Origin of the sequence: Streptomyces sp. Tue6028 (genome assembly GCF_002300165.1) — a bacterium.
In the GTDB taxonomy this organism is placed as follows: domain Bacteria; phylum Actinomycetota; class Actinomycetes; order Streptomycetales; family Streptomycetaceae; genus Streptomyces; species Streptomyces siamensis.
Window position 1 is genome coordinate 1 of record NZ_MLCE01000015.1, and the last position, 15,814, is coordinate 15,814.

At 73.0% G+C, this 15,814-nt stretch carries 13 protein-coding genes and 2 pseudogenes; 10 read left to right on the forward strand and 5 right to left on the reverse strand.

Translation table 11 applies throughout. The annotated features are described in order from the left end of the window. The first annotated feature begins 124 nt into the window (after positions 1-124). The 4 genes from BKI49_RS13390 to BKI49_RS13405 all read left to right on the forward strand — a co-directional run bounded on the left by BKI49_RS13390 (position 125) and on the right by BKI49_RS13405 (position 4,306). Positions 125-1,174 carry a LacI family DNA-binding transcriptional regulator gene (locus tag BKI49_RS13390; RefSeq protein ID WP_095934486.1) on the forward strand — a complete coding sequence of 350 codons (1,050 nt, stop codon included), beginning with the start codon at positions 125-127 and terminating at the stop codon, positions 1,172-1,174. Between the two features lie 181 nt (positions 1,175-1,355). Continuing rightward, complete coding sequence (locus BKI49_RS13395; RefSeq protein ID WP_095934487.1) at positions 1,356-1,952, forward strand: dihydrofolate reductase family protein; 597 nt, start codon at positions 1,356-1,358, stop codon at positions 1,950-1,952. 565 nt (positions 1,953-2,517) lie between these two features. Then, positions 2,518-3,450, forward strand: a complete 933-nt coding sequence (locus tag BKI49_RS13400) for a bifunctional helix-turn-helix transcriptional regulator/GNAT family N-acetyltransferase (protein WP_095934488.1) — start codon at positions 2,518-2,520, stop codon at positions 3,448-3,450. 55 nt (positions 3,451-3,505) lie between these two features. Continuing rightward, complete coding sequence (locus tag BKI49_RS13405) at positions 3,506-4,306, forward strand: sugar phosphate isomerase/epimerase family protein (RefSeq protein WP_095934489.1); 801 nt, start codon at positions 3,506-3,508, stop codon at positions 4,304-4,306. A 107-nt stretch (positions 4,307-4,413) separates the two neighbouring features. Here BKI49_RS13405 and BKI49_RS13410 read toward each other — a convergent pair whose 3' ends face one another. Continuing rightward, positions 4,414-5,058 (reverse strand): GNAT family N-acetyltransferase, encoded by a 645-nt coding sequence (locus BKI49_RS13410; protein ID WP_095934490.1) that lies wholly within the window; start codon positions 5,056-5,058, stop codon positions 4,414-4,416. 206 nt (positions 5,059-5,264) lie between these two features. Between BKI49_RS13410 and BKI49_RS36415 the strand changes: the two are divergent. Both BKI49_RS36415 and BKI49_RS36420 read left to right on the forward strand, forming a co-directional pair. Then, positions 5,265-5,960, forward strand: a pseudogene (locus tag BKI49_RS36415) (caspase family protein); the annotation flags it as partial. 210 nt (positions 5,961-6,170) lie between these two features. Then, positions 6,171-6,914: pseudogene (locus BKI49_RS36420) on the forward strand (DnaJ C-terminal domain-containing protein); the annotation flags it as partial. 32 nt (positions 6,915-6,946) lie between these two features. On the opposite strand, the gene aroA reads toward BKI49_RS36420, so the two are convergent. Together aroA and BKI49_RS13425 are read right to left on the reverse strand one after the other, a co-directional pair. Then, on the reverse strand, positions 6,947-8,182 hold the full coding sequence (gene aroA / locus BKI49_RS13420) for a 3-phosphoshikimate 1-carboxyvinyltransferase (protein WP_095934492.1): 1,236 nt from the start codon (positions 8,180-8,182) through the stop codon (positions 6,947-6,949). Between the two features lie 4 nt (positions 8,183-8,186). Continuing rightward, a complete protein-coding gene (locus tag BKI49_RS13425; protein WP_037765671.1) occupies positions 8,187-9,095 on the reverse strand; it encodes an EamA family transporter in 909 nt (302 codons plus the stop codon). 88 nt (positions 9,096-9,183) lie between these two features. On the opposite strand from BKI49_RS13425, the gene BKI49_RS13430 reads away from it, so the two are divergent. From BKI49_RS13430 to BKI49_RS13440, 3 genes are all read left to right on the forward strand, one after another. After that, positions 9,184-10,095 (forward strand): LysR family transcriptional regulator, encoded by a 912-nt coding sequence (locus BKI49_RS13430; RefSeq protein WP_095934493.1) that lies wholly within the window; start codon positions 9,184-9,186, stop codon positions 10,093-10,095. A 407-nt stretch (positions 10,096-10,502) separates the two neighbouring features. Continuing rightward, entirely contained in the window at positions 10,503-12,401 is a 1,899-nt protein-coding gene (locus tag BKI49_RS13435; protein ID WP_095934494.1) for a glycoside hydrolase family 3 protein, read from the forward strand. 164 nt (positions 12,402-12,565) lie between these two features. Then, a complete protein-coding gene (locus tag BKI49_RS13440; protein WP_095934495.1) occupies positions 12,566-13,204 on the forward strand; it encodes a hypothetical protein in 639 nt (212 codons plus the stop codon). Positions 13,205-13,232: 28 nt separating this feature from the next. On the opposite strand, the gene BKI49_RS13445 is transcribed toward BKI49_RS13440, so the two are convergent. Together BKI49_RS13445 and BKI49_RS13450 are read right to left on the reverse strand one after the other, a co-directional pair. Further along, positions 13,233-14,681 (reverse strand): S28 family serine protease, encoded by a 1,449-nt coding sequence (locus BKI49_RS13445; RefSeq protein WP_095934496.1) that lies wholly within the window; start codon positions 14,679-14,681, stop codon positions 13,233-13,235. Positions 14,682-14,773: 92 nt separating this feature from the next. Beyond that, on the reverse strand, positions 14,774-15,163 hold the full coding sequence (locus BKI49_RS13450) for a hypothetical protein (protein WP_095934497.1): 390 nt from the start codon (positions 15,161-15,163) through the stop codon (positions 14,774-14,776). A 155-nt stretch (positions 15,164-15,318) separates the two neighbouring features. Here BKI49_RS13450 and BKI49_RS13455 point away from each other — a divergent pair, with 155 nt between their 5' ends. After that, positions 15,319-15,795, forward strand: a complete 477-nt coding sequence (locus BKI49_RS13455) for a hypothetical protein (protein WP_095934498.1) — start codon at positions 15,319-15,321, stop codon at positions 15,793-15,795. Positions 15,796-15,814 lie beyond the last annotated feature (19 nt).

Genomic DNA, 15,814 nt, shown 5'->3' on the forward strand with positions numbered 1-15,814 from the left:
ACGGCTGCGGTGCAGGCTGCCGCGGACGGACGGTGTACGGCTGGGGCACGGGCACGGACCGCATGACGCGCGTCCGGGTCCCTGAGAACGAGGACAACGAGATGCGTGACCGGAGGACGACGAGATGACCGTGACCCTGGCGGACGTGGCGGCCCGCGCACAGGTCTCGCCCGCGACCGTGTCCCGGGTGCTGAACGGGAACTATCCCGTCGCGGCGTCCACGCGCGAGCGGGTACTGCGTGCGGTGGACGAGCTGGACTATGTGCTGAACGGGCCCGCGAGCTCGCTCGCGGCGGCGACCTCCGACCTCGTCGGCATCCTGGTCAACGACATCGCCGACCCCTTCTTCGGCATCATGGCGGCCGCGATCCAGTCCGAGATCGGCGGACCCGGCGGACGAGCCGGCGGCGAGCGGCTGGGAGTCGTGTGCAACACCGGCGGCTCCCCCGAGCGCGAGCTCACCTACCTCACACTCCTGCAGCGCCAGCGCGCCGCCGCCGTCGTCCTCACCGGCGGCGCGATCGAGGACGCCACGCACGCGGCGGCCGTCTCCGCGAAGCTGCGCAGGCTGGCCGAGGCGGGCACCCGGGTCGTCCTCTGCGGACGCCCGCCCGCGCCCGAGGCCCCCGAGGCGATCGCGCTCACCTTCGACAACCGAGGCGGCGGCCGGGAGCTCACCGAGCACCTGATCGGCCTCGGCCACCGGCGGCTCGGCTACATCGCGGGCCCCGAGGAGCGCACGACCACCCGGCACCGGCTGGAGGGCCACCGCGCCGCACTGGCCGCGCACGGCGTCGAGGACGATCCGCGATGGACCGTGCACGGCCGCTACGACCGCCGCTCGGGATACGAGGCGACCCTCGAACTGCTGCGCCGCGACCCGTCCCTGACGGCCGTCGTCGCCGCCAACGACACGGTCGCGCTCGGCGCCTGTGCCGCGCTGCGCGACTCCGGTCTGCGCATTCCCGACGACGTGTCCGTCGCCGGCTTCGACGACCTGCCGTTCAGCATCGACGCGGTGCCCGCGCTCACCACCGTGCGGCTCCCCCTCACCGAGGCGGGCGCCCGCGCCGGGCGGATCGCCATGGGGCGCGAGGAGCCGCCGCCGGGCGGGATCGCCACGGTGCGCGGGGAGTTGATGGTCCGCGGGTCCACGGGGGTGCCGCGGGGCTGAGGCACGCCGGGGTGCGCGGAGGTGCCGCGGGGCGCGGAGCGCACGCGGACCACGGGCCCGACGCCCCGCGAAGGGCCCGTTTCAGAACGCGGTGCGCGGAGCGATGAGTTCTCGGCGGCACCGCGGTCTTCATTGCCGTAACGGAACGAACGATGAAGAACGACGAAGAGGAGCACCTCCCATGCGTATCGTGATCAGCGCCTTCATCAGCCTCGACGGTGTCGTGCAGGCGCCCGGCGGCCCCGAGGAGGACACCGACGGCGGCTTCGCCCACGGCGGCTGGTCCCACCCCTACTTCGACCCGGAGGTCGTGGGCGGCGCCTTCGCCGAGGGGCTCGGCAAGGCCGAGGCGCTCCTCTTCGGACGCCGCACCTGGCAGACGATGGCCGCGGCGTGGCCCGAGCGCGCGGGCGACCCGTTCGCCGACCGGATGAACTCCCTCCCGAAGTACGTGGTGTCCGGCACGCTCGACGAGTCCGACCTCACCTGGAACAACACCACTCTGATCCCCGGCGACCAGGCCGTCGCCCGCGTCCGGGAGCTCCGCGCGGCCGAGGGCGGGGACCTGGCGATGATGGGCAGCCCCACCCTCGTACGGACCCTGCTGAGCGAGGGCCTGGTCGACGAGCTCCAGCTCATCCGGATGCCGGTGATCCTCGGCGGCGGCAAGTCGATCTTCCCCGTCGACGGGGTGAAGCGCCCGCTCGAACTGGTCTCCTCCGCCACGGGCAAGACGGGCGTGGAGGTGTGCGTCTACCGTCCGGCCGACGAGGCGTGAGGGTACGCCGGGGGGCGGAGTGCGCCACCCCGGCCGAGGGGGAGGGGCCGCCGAGGGTATGGCGGCCCGGCCCGAGCGGGCTCGGGGGGCGGGCGGTATCCGGCAGCCCGGCCGAGGCTCAGGGCCCCGGGGGCGCGCGATCCAGGTGGCCCGATCACGACGGAGTGCCTCTCCGAGAACGGGCGCTGTCCGGCGGCCCAGCAGAGGCTCAGGGCCCCAGGGGGTGAGCGGTCCAGGTGGCCCGGCCACGGCGGAAGGCCGCTCCGGGGACGAGCGGTATCCGGCGACCCGGCCGAGGCGGAGGACCCCGAGGCGTGAGCGGTCCAGGTGGCCCGACCACGGCGGAGAGCCGCTCCGGGGACGAGCGGTATCCGGCGACCCGGCCGAGGCGGAGGACCCCAGGGGCGAGCGGTGCACGGCGGCAGGGCCGAGGCGGAGGTCCCCGGGGGTAGGCGGTGCGCGGGGGTCCGGCCTATGCTCGGAGCGTCGACATCTCTGACTGAGTCAGTCATCCCGGAGGCCGATCCTCCAGGGACCGCCCAGAGCAGACCTCGCGGAGCCCACCATGACCGTCCAGGACATCCGCTCCTTCAACCGCTTCTACACGAACGTCATCGGAGCGCTCGACTACGGCCGCCACCTCTACGCCCCGTACACGCTCACGGAGTCCCGGGTGCTGTACGAGCTCGCCCACTCCCGGGGCGCCGATGCCGCCGACCTGCGTACCGAGCTCTCGCTGGACTCCGGCTATCTGAGCCGCATCCTCAACAAGTTCGAGCAGGACGGACTGGTCGAGCGCGCGCCCTCCGAGACGGATCCGCGCCGCCGCCGCATCACCCTCACCGCGCGCGGCCGGGACGCCGCCGGCCTGCTCGACGAGCGGGCCCGGGAGACGGTCGGCACGCTGCTCGCGACCGTGCCGCCCGCCGACCGGCCGCGGCTCGCCGAAGCGATGCGCACGGTGCGCACGATCCTGGGGGACGGCCGCTCCCCCGGCCCCGAGGACGTCGTACTGCGTGAGCCGGGCCCCGGCGACCTCGGCTGGATCGTGCAGCGCAACGCCGCGCTGTACGCGGCCGAGTACGGCTGGAACACCGACTACGAGAGCCTCGTCGCGCGGATCGTCGCCGACTTCGCGGGAGACCACGACCCGCACCTGGAACGCGTGTGGATCGCCGAGCTCGACGGACGGCCCGTGGGCTGCGTGATGTGCGTCCGCGACGACGCGCCCGGCACGGCCCGGCTCCGCCTCCTCCTCGTCGAGCCCGACGCGCGCGGACTCGGCATCGGGGACCGGCTGGTCGGGGCCTGCGTCGACTTCGCCCGCGGCGTCGGCTACCGCGAGCTCGTCCTGTGGACCAACGACGTCCTGGCCGCCGCCCGCCGGCTCTACCAGCGCCACGGCTTCGTCCTGGTCTCCGAGAAGCCCCACCGCTCCTTCGGGGCGGACCTCGTCGGCCAGGACTGGCGCCGGGACCTGCACGGCGGACACGAATGACCGTGACTCGACGGCCGCCTTCCTCACGGCAACACCAGCCCGTAGGGTCCGCCCCATGAAACTGGCGTTCTCCACCCTGGGCGTACCCGGGCTCCCGGTCCCCGACGTCGTGCGGCTCGCCGCCGCACACGGCTACCACGGCGTGGAACTGCGCGCCCATCCCGAGGAACCCGTGCACCCGGGCCTCACCGCGGCCGAACGGGCCGACGTGGCGGCCGCGTTCAAATCGCTCGGCATCGAGATCCTCGGCCTCGCGGGGTACGCGCGGGTGGCGGCGCCGGGCGACGACGCCCCCGTGCTGGCGGAGATCCGCGAGCTGGTCGACCTGGCCCGGGACCTGGGCGCGCCGTTCGTGCGCGTCTTCCCGGGCGGCGACGCGGACCAGGATCCGGGCGAGTCCGACGCGACGGCGGCCCGCCGCCTCGGCACGGCCGCGGAACACGCCGCCGACGTGGGTGTCCGCATCCTCCTGGAGACCCACGACTCGCACCGCACCGGCGCCGACGTGATCCGGATCCTCGGACCGGTCGGCCACCGGCAGGTGGGCGCGCTGTGGGACGTGATGCACACCTGGCTCGGCGGCGAACAGCCCGCGGACACCTACGCAGCACTGTCCCCGTACCTCGGATACGTCCAGGTCAAGGACATCGCGTCGGCCGAGGACAGCACCCCGCTCCCGCTCGGCGCGGGCGCCCTGCCGCTCGCCGAGTGCGTGGAACTGCTGTCCCGCCGCGGCTGGGACGGCTGGCTGTGCTGGGAGTACGAGAAGCGCTGGTACGAGGGCGTGACCCCGCTGCCGGACCTGCTGACCGCGGGCCGTGAGCACCTGGCCCGGCTGCTGAACGACTCCGCGTGAGAGCGGCGGTCCTGCCGGCTCCCCTCGCCGCGTCCGAAACTTCTCGGTACGTCCGCCGCGTCCGACGCTCCCCGGCACGTCCGCCGGTGCAGTGACGCGGCGTGCGGCTACGCCACGGTCTCCCCGGCCGCCAGGACCGCCCTGCGCACCCGCTCCGCCAGCCGATCGCGGCACGCGGGCCACTCGTCCGCCGTGATCGAGTAGATCGCGGAGTCCCGCAGCCGGCCGTCCTCGCCCGGGGCCCAGGAGCGGGACCAGTTGCGCAGGACTCCCTCGAAGCGGGCGCCGACGCTCTCGATCGCCGCGCGGGAGCGGCTGTTGCGCGCGTCGGTCTTCAGGTCGACGCGGGAGACGTCCCACGCTTCGAAGGCGTGCCGGAACAGCAGCAGCTTGGCCTCGGCGTTCACGCCGGTGCCCTGCGCGGACGCGGCCAGCCAGGTGAAACCGACCTCGATCGCGTCGAGCCGGTCGTCCGAGCGCCAGCAGCGCGGCTCCCAGTAGGAGGTCGCGCCGACCGCGCGCCCGGTGGCGACGGACACCTGGGCGTAGGGGGCGAGCCGTCCGTCGGCGGCACGCGCGAGCTGCGCGTCGATGTAGTCGCCGACCTCCGCGGCCCTGGGCACCCAGGTGAACGCGTACGAGTCGCGCTGCTCCTCCGCCGCCGCGACGAGGTCGGCGGTGTGACCGTGACCGAGCGGCTCCAGACGCACCAGCGCGCCTTCGAGAACCGGCCCCTCCAGATGAAAGCCCAACGCCCGGCACCCCTTCGTCCCGCACGGCCGCACGGCCGGCCCGGCGAACGGTTCGCCGCGGCCCGGCAGAGTCTTCCGTACGCCTCCGGGCCCGTCGAACGGAATAACCGGGCGGACCGGCGTGCCCCACGGGACCTCGGTCGACTCCCGCGTCCTGAAGGGGTGTTCACCCCTAGAATGGGCGCAGTTCGGAAACGGGGGACGAGATGGGCGCAGGCCGCAGGGACGCCCTCCTGATCGCGACCGGGGCGTACGACGACGGCAGGTTCCACGCACTGCGCTCACCCGCACAGGACTGCGCGGGCCTCGCCGGGGTGCTGTCCGACCCCCGCATCGGCGACTTCCGGACCGATCAGGTCAGGGACGCGCCGGCGAGTCGGGTGATGCGCGCGGTGGACCGCTTCTTCATGGACCGCAGCCGCGACGACCTGCTCCTGCTGCACGTGTCCTGTCACGGCATCAAGGACGACGACGGGCGCCTGTACTTCGCCGCGCGTGACACGGACCGCGACCTGCCCGCCTCCAGCGCCGTCCCGGCGGCCTTCCTGCGCGACCGCATGGAACGCTGCCGTGCCCGCACGGTCGTCGTGCTCCTCGACTGCTGTTACAGCGGCGCCTTCCTGCACGGCGCGAAGTCGGCGGACGACCAGGTCCACCTGCGCGACGAACTCGGCGGCCACGGCCGTGTCGTGCTGACCGCGACCAGCCGCACCGAGTACGCGTGGGAGGGCAAGCGCGTCGAGTCCATGACGCCCCAGCCCTCCCTGTTCACGGGGGCGCTGATCCACGGTCTGGGCACCGGGGCGGCGGACCTGAACGGGGACGGCCGGATCACGGTCACCGAGCTGTACGACTACGTGTACGAGTCCCTGCACGGCGCCGGGGTGAAGCAGACCCCGCGGATGTGGGCCGACCTGGAGTACCAGGTGACGATCGCGCGGACGGCGCGCGCCGGGGACACCCGCATCCCGCCCATGCCGCGCACACCGCCCGCGCAGGACGCCTCCGGCACGCCGACGCCCCGGACGCCGCCCGCGCAGGACGCCTCCGGCACGCCCGTGTCCGGGGCTCCGTCCACGGCCGGGACCGCGTCCGCGGAGCAGCCGGACCTGGCGGAGATCATGGACCGGTTCTTCGCCTCGGGCGAAGCGGGGAAACGGACCGGGACACGGACGGCCGACCGTCGCCGGTCGCGCAGACGCCGCGGCTCCGACGCGCTGATCCGGCTCGAACTCCCGCTGGAGGAGACCGCGTTCGGGGTCGACAGGGAACTCCAGCTGGACACGGCCGTGGTGTGCTCGGCCTGCTCGGGCGAGGGGGCGGCACCGGGGACCCGGCCCGTCCGGTGCGACACCTGCGGGGGCCGCGGCGAGACCGGGCCGCGACGGAGCTTCTTCAGCCAGGCAGCCGACTCCCGTGTCTGCAGGACGTGCGAGGGCTACGGCACGGTCCTGCCCACGCGCTGTCCCGCCTGCAACGGCGACGGCAGGGTCCGCTCCCGGCGCACGCTCACCGTGCGGATCCCGGCGGGCGTCGACAACGGCACCCGGATCAAGTTCGCCGGCCAGGGAGAGGTCGGTCCCGGCGGAGGCGAACCGGCCGACCTGTACGTCGAGATCGTGGAACTCCCCCACCCCGTCTTCCGGCGTGTGGGCGACGATCTGCACCGCACCGTGACCGTCTCCCGTGCCCTGGCGACGACGGGCGGCAAGCTCACCGTGGACACCCTGGACGGCCGGAAGACGGTCGCCCTCCCCCAGGGCTTCCCGGACGGCCGGACCCTGCGGCTCCCGAGCCAGGGGGTGACGCACCTGCAGGGCGGCGGCCGCGGCGACCTCCTGGCGCGTGTCGAGATCCGCGGCTGAACCCGGTGGCCCGGAGGGGCATGTCAGGCCGGCAGTGCCGTCCGCAGCCGCGCGAACGCCTCGTGGAAGGCCGGGAACGTCTTGCGGACGCACCCCGGGTCGTCGAACGTGATCCCGGGGCTGCGCAGCGCGGTGACGGCGAATGACATGACGACGCGATGGTCCCCGTACGTCCTGATCTCGGCCGGGGCCGGGGTGCCGGGGTGGATCTCGATCCAGTCGGGGCCGGTCCGCGCCTGGACGCCCAGCCGCCGCAGGTTCTCCGCGCAGGCTTCGAGGCGGTCGCACTCCTTCACCCGGGTGTTGGCGACGTCCTCGATGCGCACCGGTCCGGAGGCGAAGGGGGCGATCGCGGCCAGTGTCGGCATCGTGTCGGAGATGTCCCGCATGTTCACCGTGACGCCGGCCAGCCGCCCGGCGCCCGACACCGTGGTGGCGTCACGGCCGACGTGCACCCGCGCGCCCATGCGGCGCAGCACGTCCACGAACCGCAGATCGCCCTGGAGCGCCTCCTCGCCGAGGCCCCGTACGGTGACCTCGCCGCCGGTGAGCGCGGCCGCCGCGAAGAAGTAGCTCGCGGTGGAGGCGTCCGGCTCGACGGCGTAGGTGGTGGCGCGGTAGCCGCCCGGCGGCACGGTGAAGACATCGCCGTCGCGGCGCACGTCCGCCCCGAAGGCGCGCATCATCGCGACGGTGATGTCCACGTACGGCGCCGACACCAGGTCCGTGACCTCGATCCGCAGGCCCTCGCGGGTCAGCGGGCCCAGCAGGAGCAACGCCGTCAGGTACTGCGAGGACTGGCCCGCGTCCAGGGTCACGTCGCCGCCCGTCACCCCGGCCGCCGCGATGCGCAGCGGATGGTGGCCCTCGGTCTCCTCGTGCCGCAGGTCCACCCCCAGGTCGCGCAGCGCCCGGGTGAGCGGGAGCAGCGGTCGGCGGCGCATCTGGGCCGAAGCGTCGAAGCGGTACCTGCCGTGGCCGGCCGCCGCCAGCGTCGGCAGGAAGCGGGCGGTGGTCGCGCCGTCCCGGCAGTGGACGTCGGCCTCGGGGACGGCGGGGCCCTGCGGGCGTCCGTCCACGTGCCAGGCCTCCGGGGCCCGTCCGACGCGATAGCCGAGCCGGGTCAGCCCCTCCGCGAAGCCCTCCGTGTCGTCCGAGCGGAGCGGGCGCACGAGGGTGGTGACCCCGTCGGCAGCCGCCGCCAGGAAGAGGGCGCGGGCGGTGATGGACTTGGAACCGGGAATGTCGACGACGGCCATGCCCTCATGCTGGCTCCCGCGCCCGCTCCTGTGCTGGAACGTCCGCCAGATGGACCCGCGTCGGCGCCGCGAACGAGGTCAGCGCCACGCCTCCGACCAGCAGCGCCGCCGCGCCCCACCGCAGCGGGCCGACGGGCTCGCCCAGGAGGAGCGCGGCCGAGGACATGCCGAAGACCGGCACGAGGAGCGAGAAGGGGGCCACCGTGGAGGCCGGGTACCGGTGCAGCAGCCGGCCCCACGCGCCGAAGCCGAAGACCGTGGTGATCCAGGCGACGTAGACGATGACGGCCGCACCCTGCGGGTCCAGGGCACGCAGCGCGTCGAGGTCCCGGGACGGGCCCTCCGTCAGCAGTGACAGGCCGAGCAGCGGCAGGACGGGGACGGTGCTCACCCACACCATGAAGTTGAGCGAGTCGGGCGGGGACGCCTTGCGGGTGAGGACGTTGGACAGACCCCAGCAAGCCGCGGCGGCGACGACCAGGGCGAAGGCGCCGAGGGGGCCGGACGCGCCTTCGTCCAGGGCGGCCAGGCCCACTCCGCACAGCGCCACCGCCATGCCCGCCAGCCGTACGCGGGTGGGGCGTTCACCGAGCGCAGCGAAGGCGATCAGCGCGGTGAAGACGGCCTGGATCTGCAGGACGAGGGAGGACAGCCCCGCCGGCATGCCCGCGTCCATCCCGATGAACAGCAGCCCGAACTTCGCCACGCCCAGGACCAGTCCCACCGACACGATCCACTTCCAGGCGACCTTGGGCCGGCCCACGAAGAACACCGCGGGCAGGGCCGCCACCAGGAAGCGGAGCGCCGAGAAGAGGAGGGGCGGGAAGTGGTCGAGGCCGACCTCGATGACCGTGAAGTTGACGCCCCAGACGGCGGCGACGAGGACGGCGAGGCAGATGTGGGCGGGTCGCATGGGTCGAGGATCACCCCGGCCGACCGTTAAGCACCAGCAAAGTCTGCTGCATGATGGGATGAAGCATTCCTAACGAAAGGGGCGGGCCGTGCTCGATCTGCAACGCCTGCGCGCCCTGCACGCCGTCTCCGTGCACGGCACGGTCGGCGCCGCCGCGGCAGCGCTCGGATACACCCCGTCGGCGGTGTCCCAGCAGATCGCGAAGCTGGAGCGGGAGACCAGGACCGTGCTCCTGGAGCGGCAGGGGCGCGGTGTGCGGCTCACCGAGCAGGCCGAGCGACTCGCCGCCACCGCGCAGGAGTTGATGGCGCTCGTGGAACGGGCCGAGACCGAGCTGGAGGAGCGGCGGGGGCTGCCCGCGGGGCGGCTGACCGTGGCCGCGTTCGCCTCGGCGGCGCGCGGGCTGATGCCGGGCGTGCTGGCGGATCTCGCGGTCCGGCATCCGGCGCTGGACACCCGGCTGTCGGAGGTCGACCCGCACCTGTCCATCGACCTGGTCGCCAAGGGCGCGGTGGACCTGGCCGTCGCGCACGACTGGGACATCGCGCCGCTGCCCGCCCCGGCCGGGGTGGAGCAGGCGGTGATCGGGGACGACCTGTGCGACCTGCTCGTCCCCGCGGGGCATCCGTTCGCCGGGCGGGCCGCCGTGCGGCGCGAGGACCTCGCGGGCGAGCGGTGGATCTGTCAGCCGCCGGGGCGGGTGTGCCACGACTGGCTGGTGCGGACGCTGCGCGCGGCGGGGTGCGAGCCGGACATCGTGCACCAGGCCGACGAGAACCCGACGCTGGTCGCGCTCGTCGCCGCGGGGCTCGGTGTGGCGCTCATTCCGCGGCTCGGGCGCGGGGCCCTGCCGGAAGGGGTCGTGGAGGTGCCGCTGGACCCGATGCCCGTACGGCGGTTGTACGCGCTGTGGCGGGCGGGGGCGGCGCGGCGGCCGGCCATCGCGGAGACGGTACGGACGCTTCAGGAGCACTGGCCTCTGGTCTCGGAGCACGCCTGATCCCACGGCCCGCCGAAGCCGCAGTCGACGACACCGTTCGGGGGGCGTGGGCACCCCGTTCGGGGGGCGTGGGCACCCCGTTCGGGGGCTCATTCGGCTCCTGGGGCACCCGTGTCACGACTTTCGGGGGCGGGGGCGAAGTGGGGAACCCTGGAGGTACGGCCTTCGTCCAATGCGCGTGCTGCCGGACGAGTCTCCGCAGTGCGGTGTCGGCCTCGCTGCTGGCTGCGATCGCTGACCACCCTCTCCGCCGCCTGCGGCCGACAGCACGCCGTCACCGGCGCGCCCCCCTCCAACTGCGCCGGTGACGGCCCCAACGCGGGTTACTGTGCACACTCTTGACTGGAAGAAACTTTCCGGATAATCGTGGCTCCTCGGAAGTTTCCTTCACGAGGGAAGGGGCGCACGTGCGCGACTCCAGCACGGGAAGCACCGCAAGACCGAACGACCCGTACAGACCGTCGGAGCGGTCGGGACCGCCGAGACCGTCCCGGCGTACCGTTCTCGCCGCGACGGCGGGCGTCACCGGCGCCCTGGCCACCGGCACCACCGCGTCCGCCGCCCAGGCCGCCGGCACGACCGCCCCGGCGGGCCGGCACGACGACAGGCAACTGCGCGCCCTGATCTCCCGTATGACGCTGGAGGAGAAGGTCGGGCAGGTCTTCGTCTCGCGGGTGTACGGTCACTCGGCCACCGCGCCCGACCAGGCCGACATCGACGCCAACCTCAAGGAACTCGGCATCCGGACGGCCGCCGAGCTGATCGCCAAGTACCGCGTCGGCGGGATCATCTACTTCGCGTGGGCCCACAACACCCGCGATCCGCACCAGATCGCGGCGCTCTCCAACGGCCTCCAGAAGGCCTCGCTGGACCAGCCGGGCGGGCTGCCCCTCCTCGTGTCCACCGACCAGGAGCACGGGATAGTGGCACGCGTGGGCAAGCCCGCGACGCTGTTCCCGGGCGCCATGGCGCTGGGCGCGGGCGGATCGCGGTCCGACGCGCGCACGGTGGGCCGCATCGGCGGCGCCGAACTGCACGCCATCGGCATCCGCCAGGACTACTCCCCGGTCTCCGACGTGAACGTCAACCCGGCCAACCCGGTCATCGGCGTACGGTCCTTCGGCGCCGACCCGGACGCGGTGGCCGGCCTGGTGGCCGCCGAGGTGAAGGGGTACCAGAGCTCGGGCGTCGCGGCCACGGCCAAGCACTTCCCCGGCCACGGCGACACCGCGGTGGACAGCCACTTCGGCTTCCCGGTCATCACGCACAGCCGCGAGGTGTGGGAGACGCTGGACGCCGTGCCGTTCCGCGCGGCGATCCGGGCCGGCATCGACTCCATCATGACCGCGCACATCATGGTCCCGGCGCTCGATCCGGCGGGCGATCCCGCCACGCTCTCGCACCCGATCCTCACCGGCATCCTGCGTGAGGAACTCGGCTACGACGGGGTCGTGGTGACGGACGCGCTCGGCATGGAGGGCGTCCGGACGAAGTACGGCGACGACCGGGTGCCCGTCCTCGCGCTCAAGGCGGGTGTCGACCAGCTGCTCAACCCGCCCTCGATGGAGGTGGCCTGGAACGCGGTCCTGAACGCGGTGCGCGGCGGCGAGCTGACCGAGGCGCGCCTCGACGAGTCGATCCTGCGCATCCTGCGCCTGAAGTCGAAGCTGGGCCTGCTGTCCGACCCGTACGTCAGCGACGCCGGCGTCGACCGTGTGGTGGGCATCCCGGCCCACCTGAAGGAGGCCGACCGGATCGCCGAGCGCACCACCACCCTGCTGGTCAACAAGGAGGGTCTGCTGCCGCTGTCGCGCCGGCGCACTCCGAAGGTGCTGGTCGTGGGAGCGGACCCGGCTTCTCCGTCCCTGTCGGACGGGCCGCCCACCACGGTCCTCGCGGGTGCCCTCACCGAACTGGGCTTCACGGCGACGGCCCTGTCCACCGGCACGGCACCCTCGTCGGCGACGATCGCCAAGGCGGTCACGGCGGCGAAGGACGCGGACGCGGTGGTCGTCGGCACGTACAACGTGACGGCGGCCGGCAGTCAGAAGACGCTCGTCGACCAGCTGGTCGCCACCGGCGTCCCGGTGATCGCCGTCGCGATCCGCAACCCGTACGACGTCGCCCAGCTCCCGGGTGTGGGCGCCTGTCTGGCCGCCTACTCCTGGACGGACGTCGAACTGCGCGCCGCCGCACGGGTGATCGCCGGTCGGGTGCGTCCACGGGGCGAACTGCCGGTGCCGGTCCAGCGGGCGGACGATCCGACGAAGGAGCTCTACCCGATCGGCTACGGGTTGCGCTTCTAGGGCCACCGGGTCGGACACCCGCTGTCGTACGCCCGGTCCATCCGTCGTACGACGGCTACGCCGCACCACCTGCGCCCCGCCCCCAACTGGCGCAAAGGCCCCCGCACGTCTGGCGTGTGCCCGCTGCCGCGGGTCACGCTGGACGGGGGTATCGGGGGGAAGCCATGCGAGCCAGCGGGTCGGGTCGGGGTTCCATCGGGGCGGCGTGCGCGCTGGTGCTGGTCCTGGCCGTGCTCTGCGGCTGCCAGCGCTGGACCAACTCCGGCTCCGCGCAGGACACGCCCGGCACGGTCGCGGCGTCGAAGCGGCCGTCGGGCTACGGGGCGGAGTTCCTCGCCCGCGGCGAGTGCAGCTCCTTCGGCACGACCAGCTTCACCGAGGTGCCGTGCTCCAGCGAACGGGCGGCGGCTCGGGTGGTCGCCCGCTACGACGGCAGGGTGGCGGACGGGCCGTCCTGCCCCGCGACCACCGACTTCGTCCTGCACATCAGCGAGACGCGGCCCTCCTCCGACGAGGACGGCGACGGCGCGATCCCCCGGGGCTACGCCTGCATGCGCAAGCTCGAAGCCCCGCACCCCGGCGACCCGGGCGGCGGCGGAGGTCCCCGCACCGTCGTCGGCGACTGCGTCTACGGCGCGGGCACCGGCCAGGTGCGCGAGACGGCCTGCGACGGCAAGGGCAAGAACCCCCCGGAGTACAAGGTCACGTCGGCGGTCACCACCCGGGCGAAGTGCCCGGCGTCCACGGAGCTGTACGTGCAGCTCGGCGGCGACAGGCCGGTGGGCTGCGCCCGCCCCGTGTAGCGGACGGACACAGCCCACGCGGCGCGGGTCACGGACGCAGGGCGGGCTCCCGCTCCACGTCACGCCGGTCCAGCTTCGCGTCGAACGCGGCCAGCGGCTTCGCGGCCGACGGGTCCGACCGGACCGTGCTGGAGGCCACGCCCGCCCATTCCAGGATGCGCGCGGTCGCGAGCGCCTTCTCGTCGGTCACGAGACCGGCGACGTTGGCACCGTGGTTCAGGCCCGGTGCCGTGAAGACGTAGGAGTCGCGCGCGCCGGAACCGAGGCGGAAGCGCTCGGCTCCCCACGGGTCGTTCTGGCCGTAGACGAACAGCATGTGGTGGGCGTTGTGGCGGACCCAGGTGTCCACGTCACGCATCGCCGACGGCTGGAACTTCATCGGGATGGACCGCGGCACGAAGTTGCGCGGCGGCTGGTAGCCGTAGCGGATGTACTTCTTCTCGATGTTCGGGAAGTGGATCGTCGGGGCGCCCAGCTGGGTGCCCGCCTGGTAGTAGTACGGCGTGTAGTTCTCCAGGCCCTGGTCGGTGTAGGCCGAGAATCCGGAGATGGAGTCCACCGAGTTCCAGATGTCGTCGTCCGTCGCGTGCGTGGCGTCCGCGGGGATCGCGTCGCAGTCGGACAGCAGGCTGTACTGCCAGAAGCCCCACACGTAGTCGAGCACGACCGCCTCGTACGCCCGGTCGAGGCTGCCGATGGTGGTGAACGTGTAGCCGTTGTCGGCGGCGTAGGCCGCGTACTTCTTCTCCAGCGGCTCCCGGCGCACCAGCGCCTCGCGCTGCACGGCGTTCAGCTTGTCCCGGCACTCCTTGGTGCCGACACCCGCGAAGAAGCGGTCGTAGGCGGAGTCCTCCTGGTTGACGACGTCGTTGGGTGCGACGTACGCGACGACGCCGTCCATGTCGCGCGGGTAGAACCGCTCGTAGTACGTGGCGGTCATACCGCCCTTGGAGCCGCCCGTGGAGATCCACTTCTTGCCGTAGATCGGCTTCAGCGCCTGGAAGATGCGGTGCTGGTCGCTGGCCGCCTGCCAGATGTCGAGCTTGGACCAGTCGGCCGGGGCGGGACGGGACGGGGTGAAGAAGCGGTACTCCATGGAGACCTGGTTGCCGTCCACGATCTGGGTCGGCTCACGGCGGCTGGGCGTGGTGGAGACGTTGTAGCCGCCGGTGTAGAAGACCGTCGGGCGCGCGGTGTCCTTGTGCAGCACGGTGATCCGCTGCTGGAACGTGCCCTTGGACGGGTGCCGGTGGTCCACCGGCTGGGTGTAGTTGAGGACGAAGTACCGGTAGCCGGTGTAGGGCTTCTCCTGGATGAGGCTCATGCCCGGTATCGCGAGCAGCCGGTCCTTGATGTCCTCGCTGGTCGTGCCGCTGGTGCCGGTGGCCTCCGGCTGGGCGGCGGTGGCCGCCCCGGCCGTGCTCAGCGTGCCTATGAGCACCGTGAGCGCCAGCAGCCATCTGAGCGCCTTGCGCATGCACCCTCCCCTGGGATTACGCAGATGTCCGCCGGAACCTAGCGGAGCAACTCCCGTGACACCAGGGGTGCTTGCGTCAATGCGTCAGCGACTCAGCACAGAATCCAGCCCGAGTTCACCGAGCCCGAGCCCACCGAGCCCTTGATCCGGACGCAGCGGTGGCCGGCGTGCACGGTCACCGGGCCCGCGTGGTGGGCGAAGTGGCCGGAGTCGACCACGGGCCGGTTGCCGCGCGCCTGCACGCTGACGGACATCGTCCTGCGGCCGCCCTGCGTCTTGGGGAAGGTGACGGCGCAGACGTAGCCGCCGCGCTTGTAGACCTGTACCGAACCGGTCGAGAAGGGCAGCGTGCGGACCTTGCGTCCGGCGCAGTAGGAGGTGGCGGCCTGCGCGCTGCCGGGGCTCGCGAGGGCGAACAGACCGGAGACGGTCAGCACGGCCATACCGATCGCCAGCCGTCGGCGTATCGCACCACTGTCCACTGTCGTCCCTCCCGCAGCAATCAGCGTACTGGTGTACGGACGCACGACGTACGGCGGATGGTTGCGTTCGCCCATGAGAGGTTTTTTCCGAGTTTGGGGCAACCGTGCCCGTTTTCCCGAGGTCCAACTGGTCGGAAAACGAAAGGCGGTAGTCCATGACCGGCATGAAGCCCTCTCGTACCACCACGCGCGCACTCGTCGCGGCGGCCCTCCTCGCCACGGCCGGCGCCTCCGTGCCCGCAGTCGCCAGTTCCACCGCTCCGCCACCGGCCCGCAGCGGCAGCAACGGCCCCGCCTACGACCGGGTGGCCGACTTCTACGGCGCCTACATCGACGCTGTGACCGACTCCGGATCCGGCCGCCTCGACAGCCAGTTGCGCGGCTTCTACCTGACCTCGGGCCTCCGCTCGCGCCTGGCCACCTGGGAGAACCGTGAACACGCGGACGGCGTCCTGCGCGCCCAGGACGTGCCGCGCGCCTGGAAGGTCACGGCCGGGGACAGCGGCATGGGCCACACCTGGTCGACGGTCCGCCTGACCTGGGGGTCCGCCCAGCACCCGACGTACACCTATCTGACGGTGCAGTCCGACCTCGCCACGAAGAAGATCTCCGACATCAAGCCCAGGTCCTGACGCGGGGACACCGGCCGGC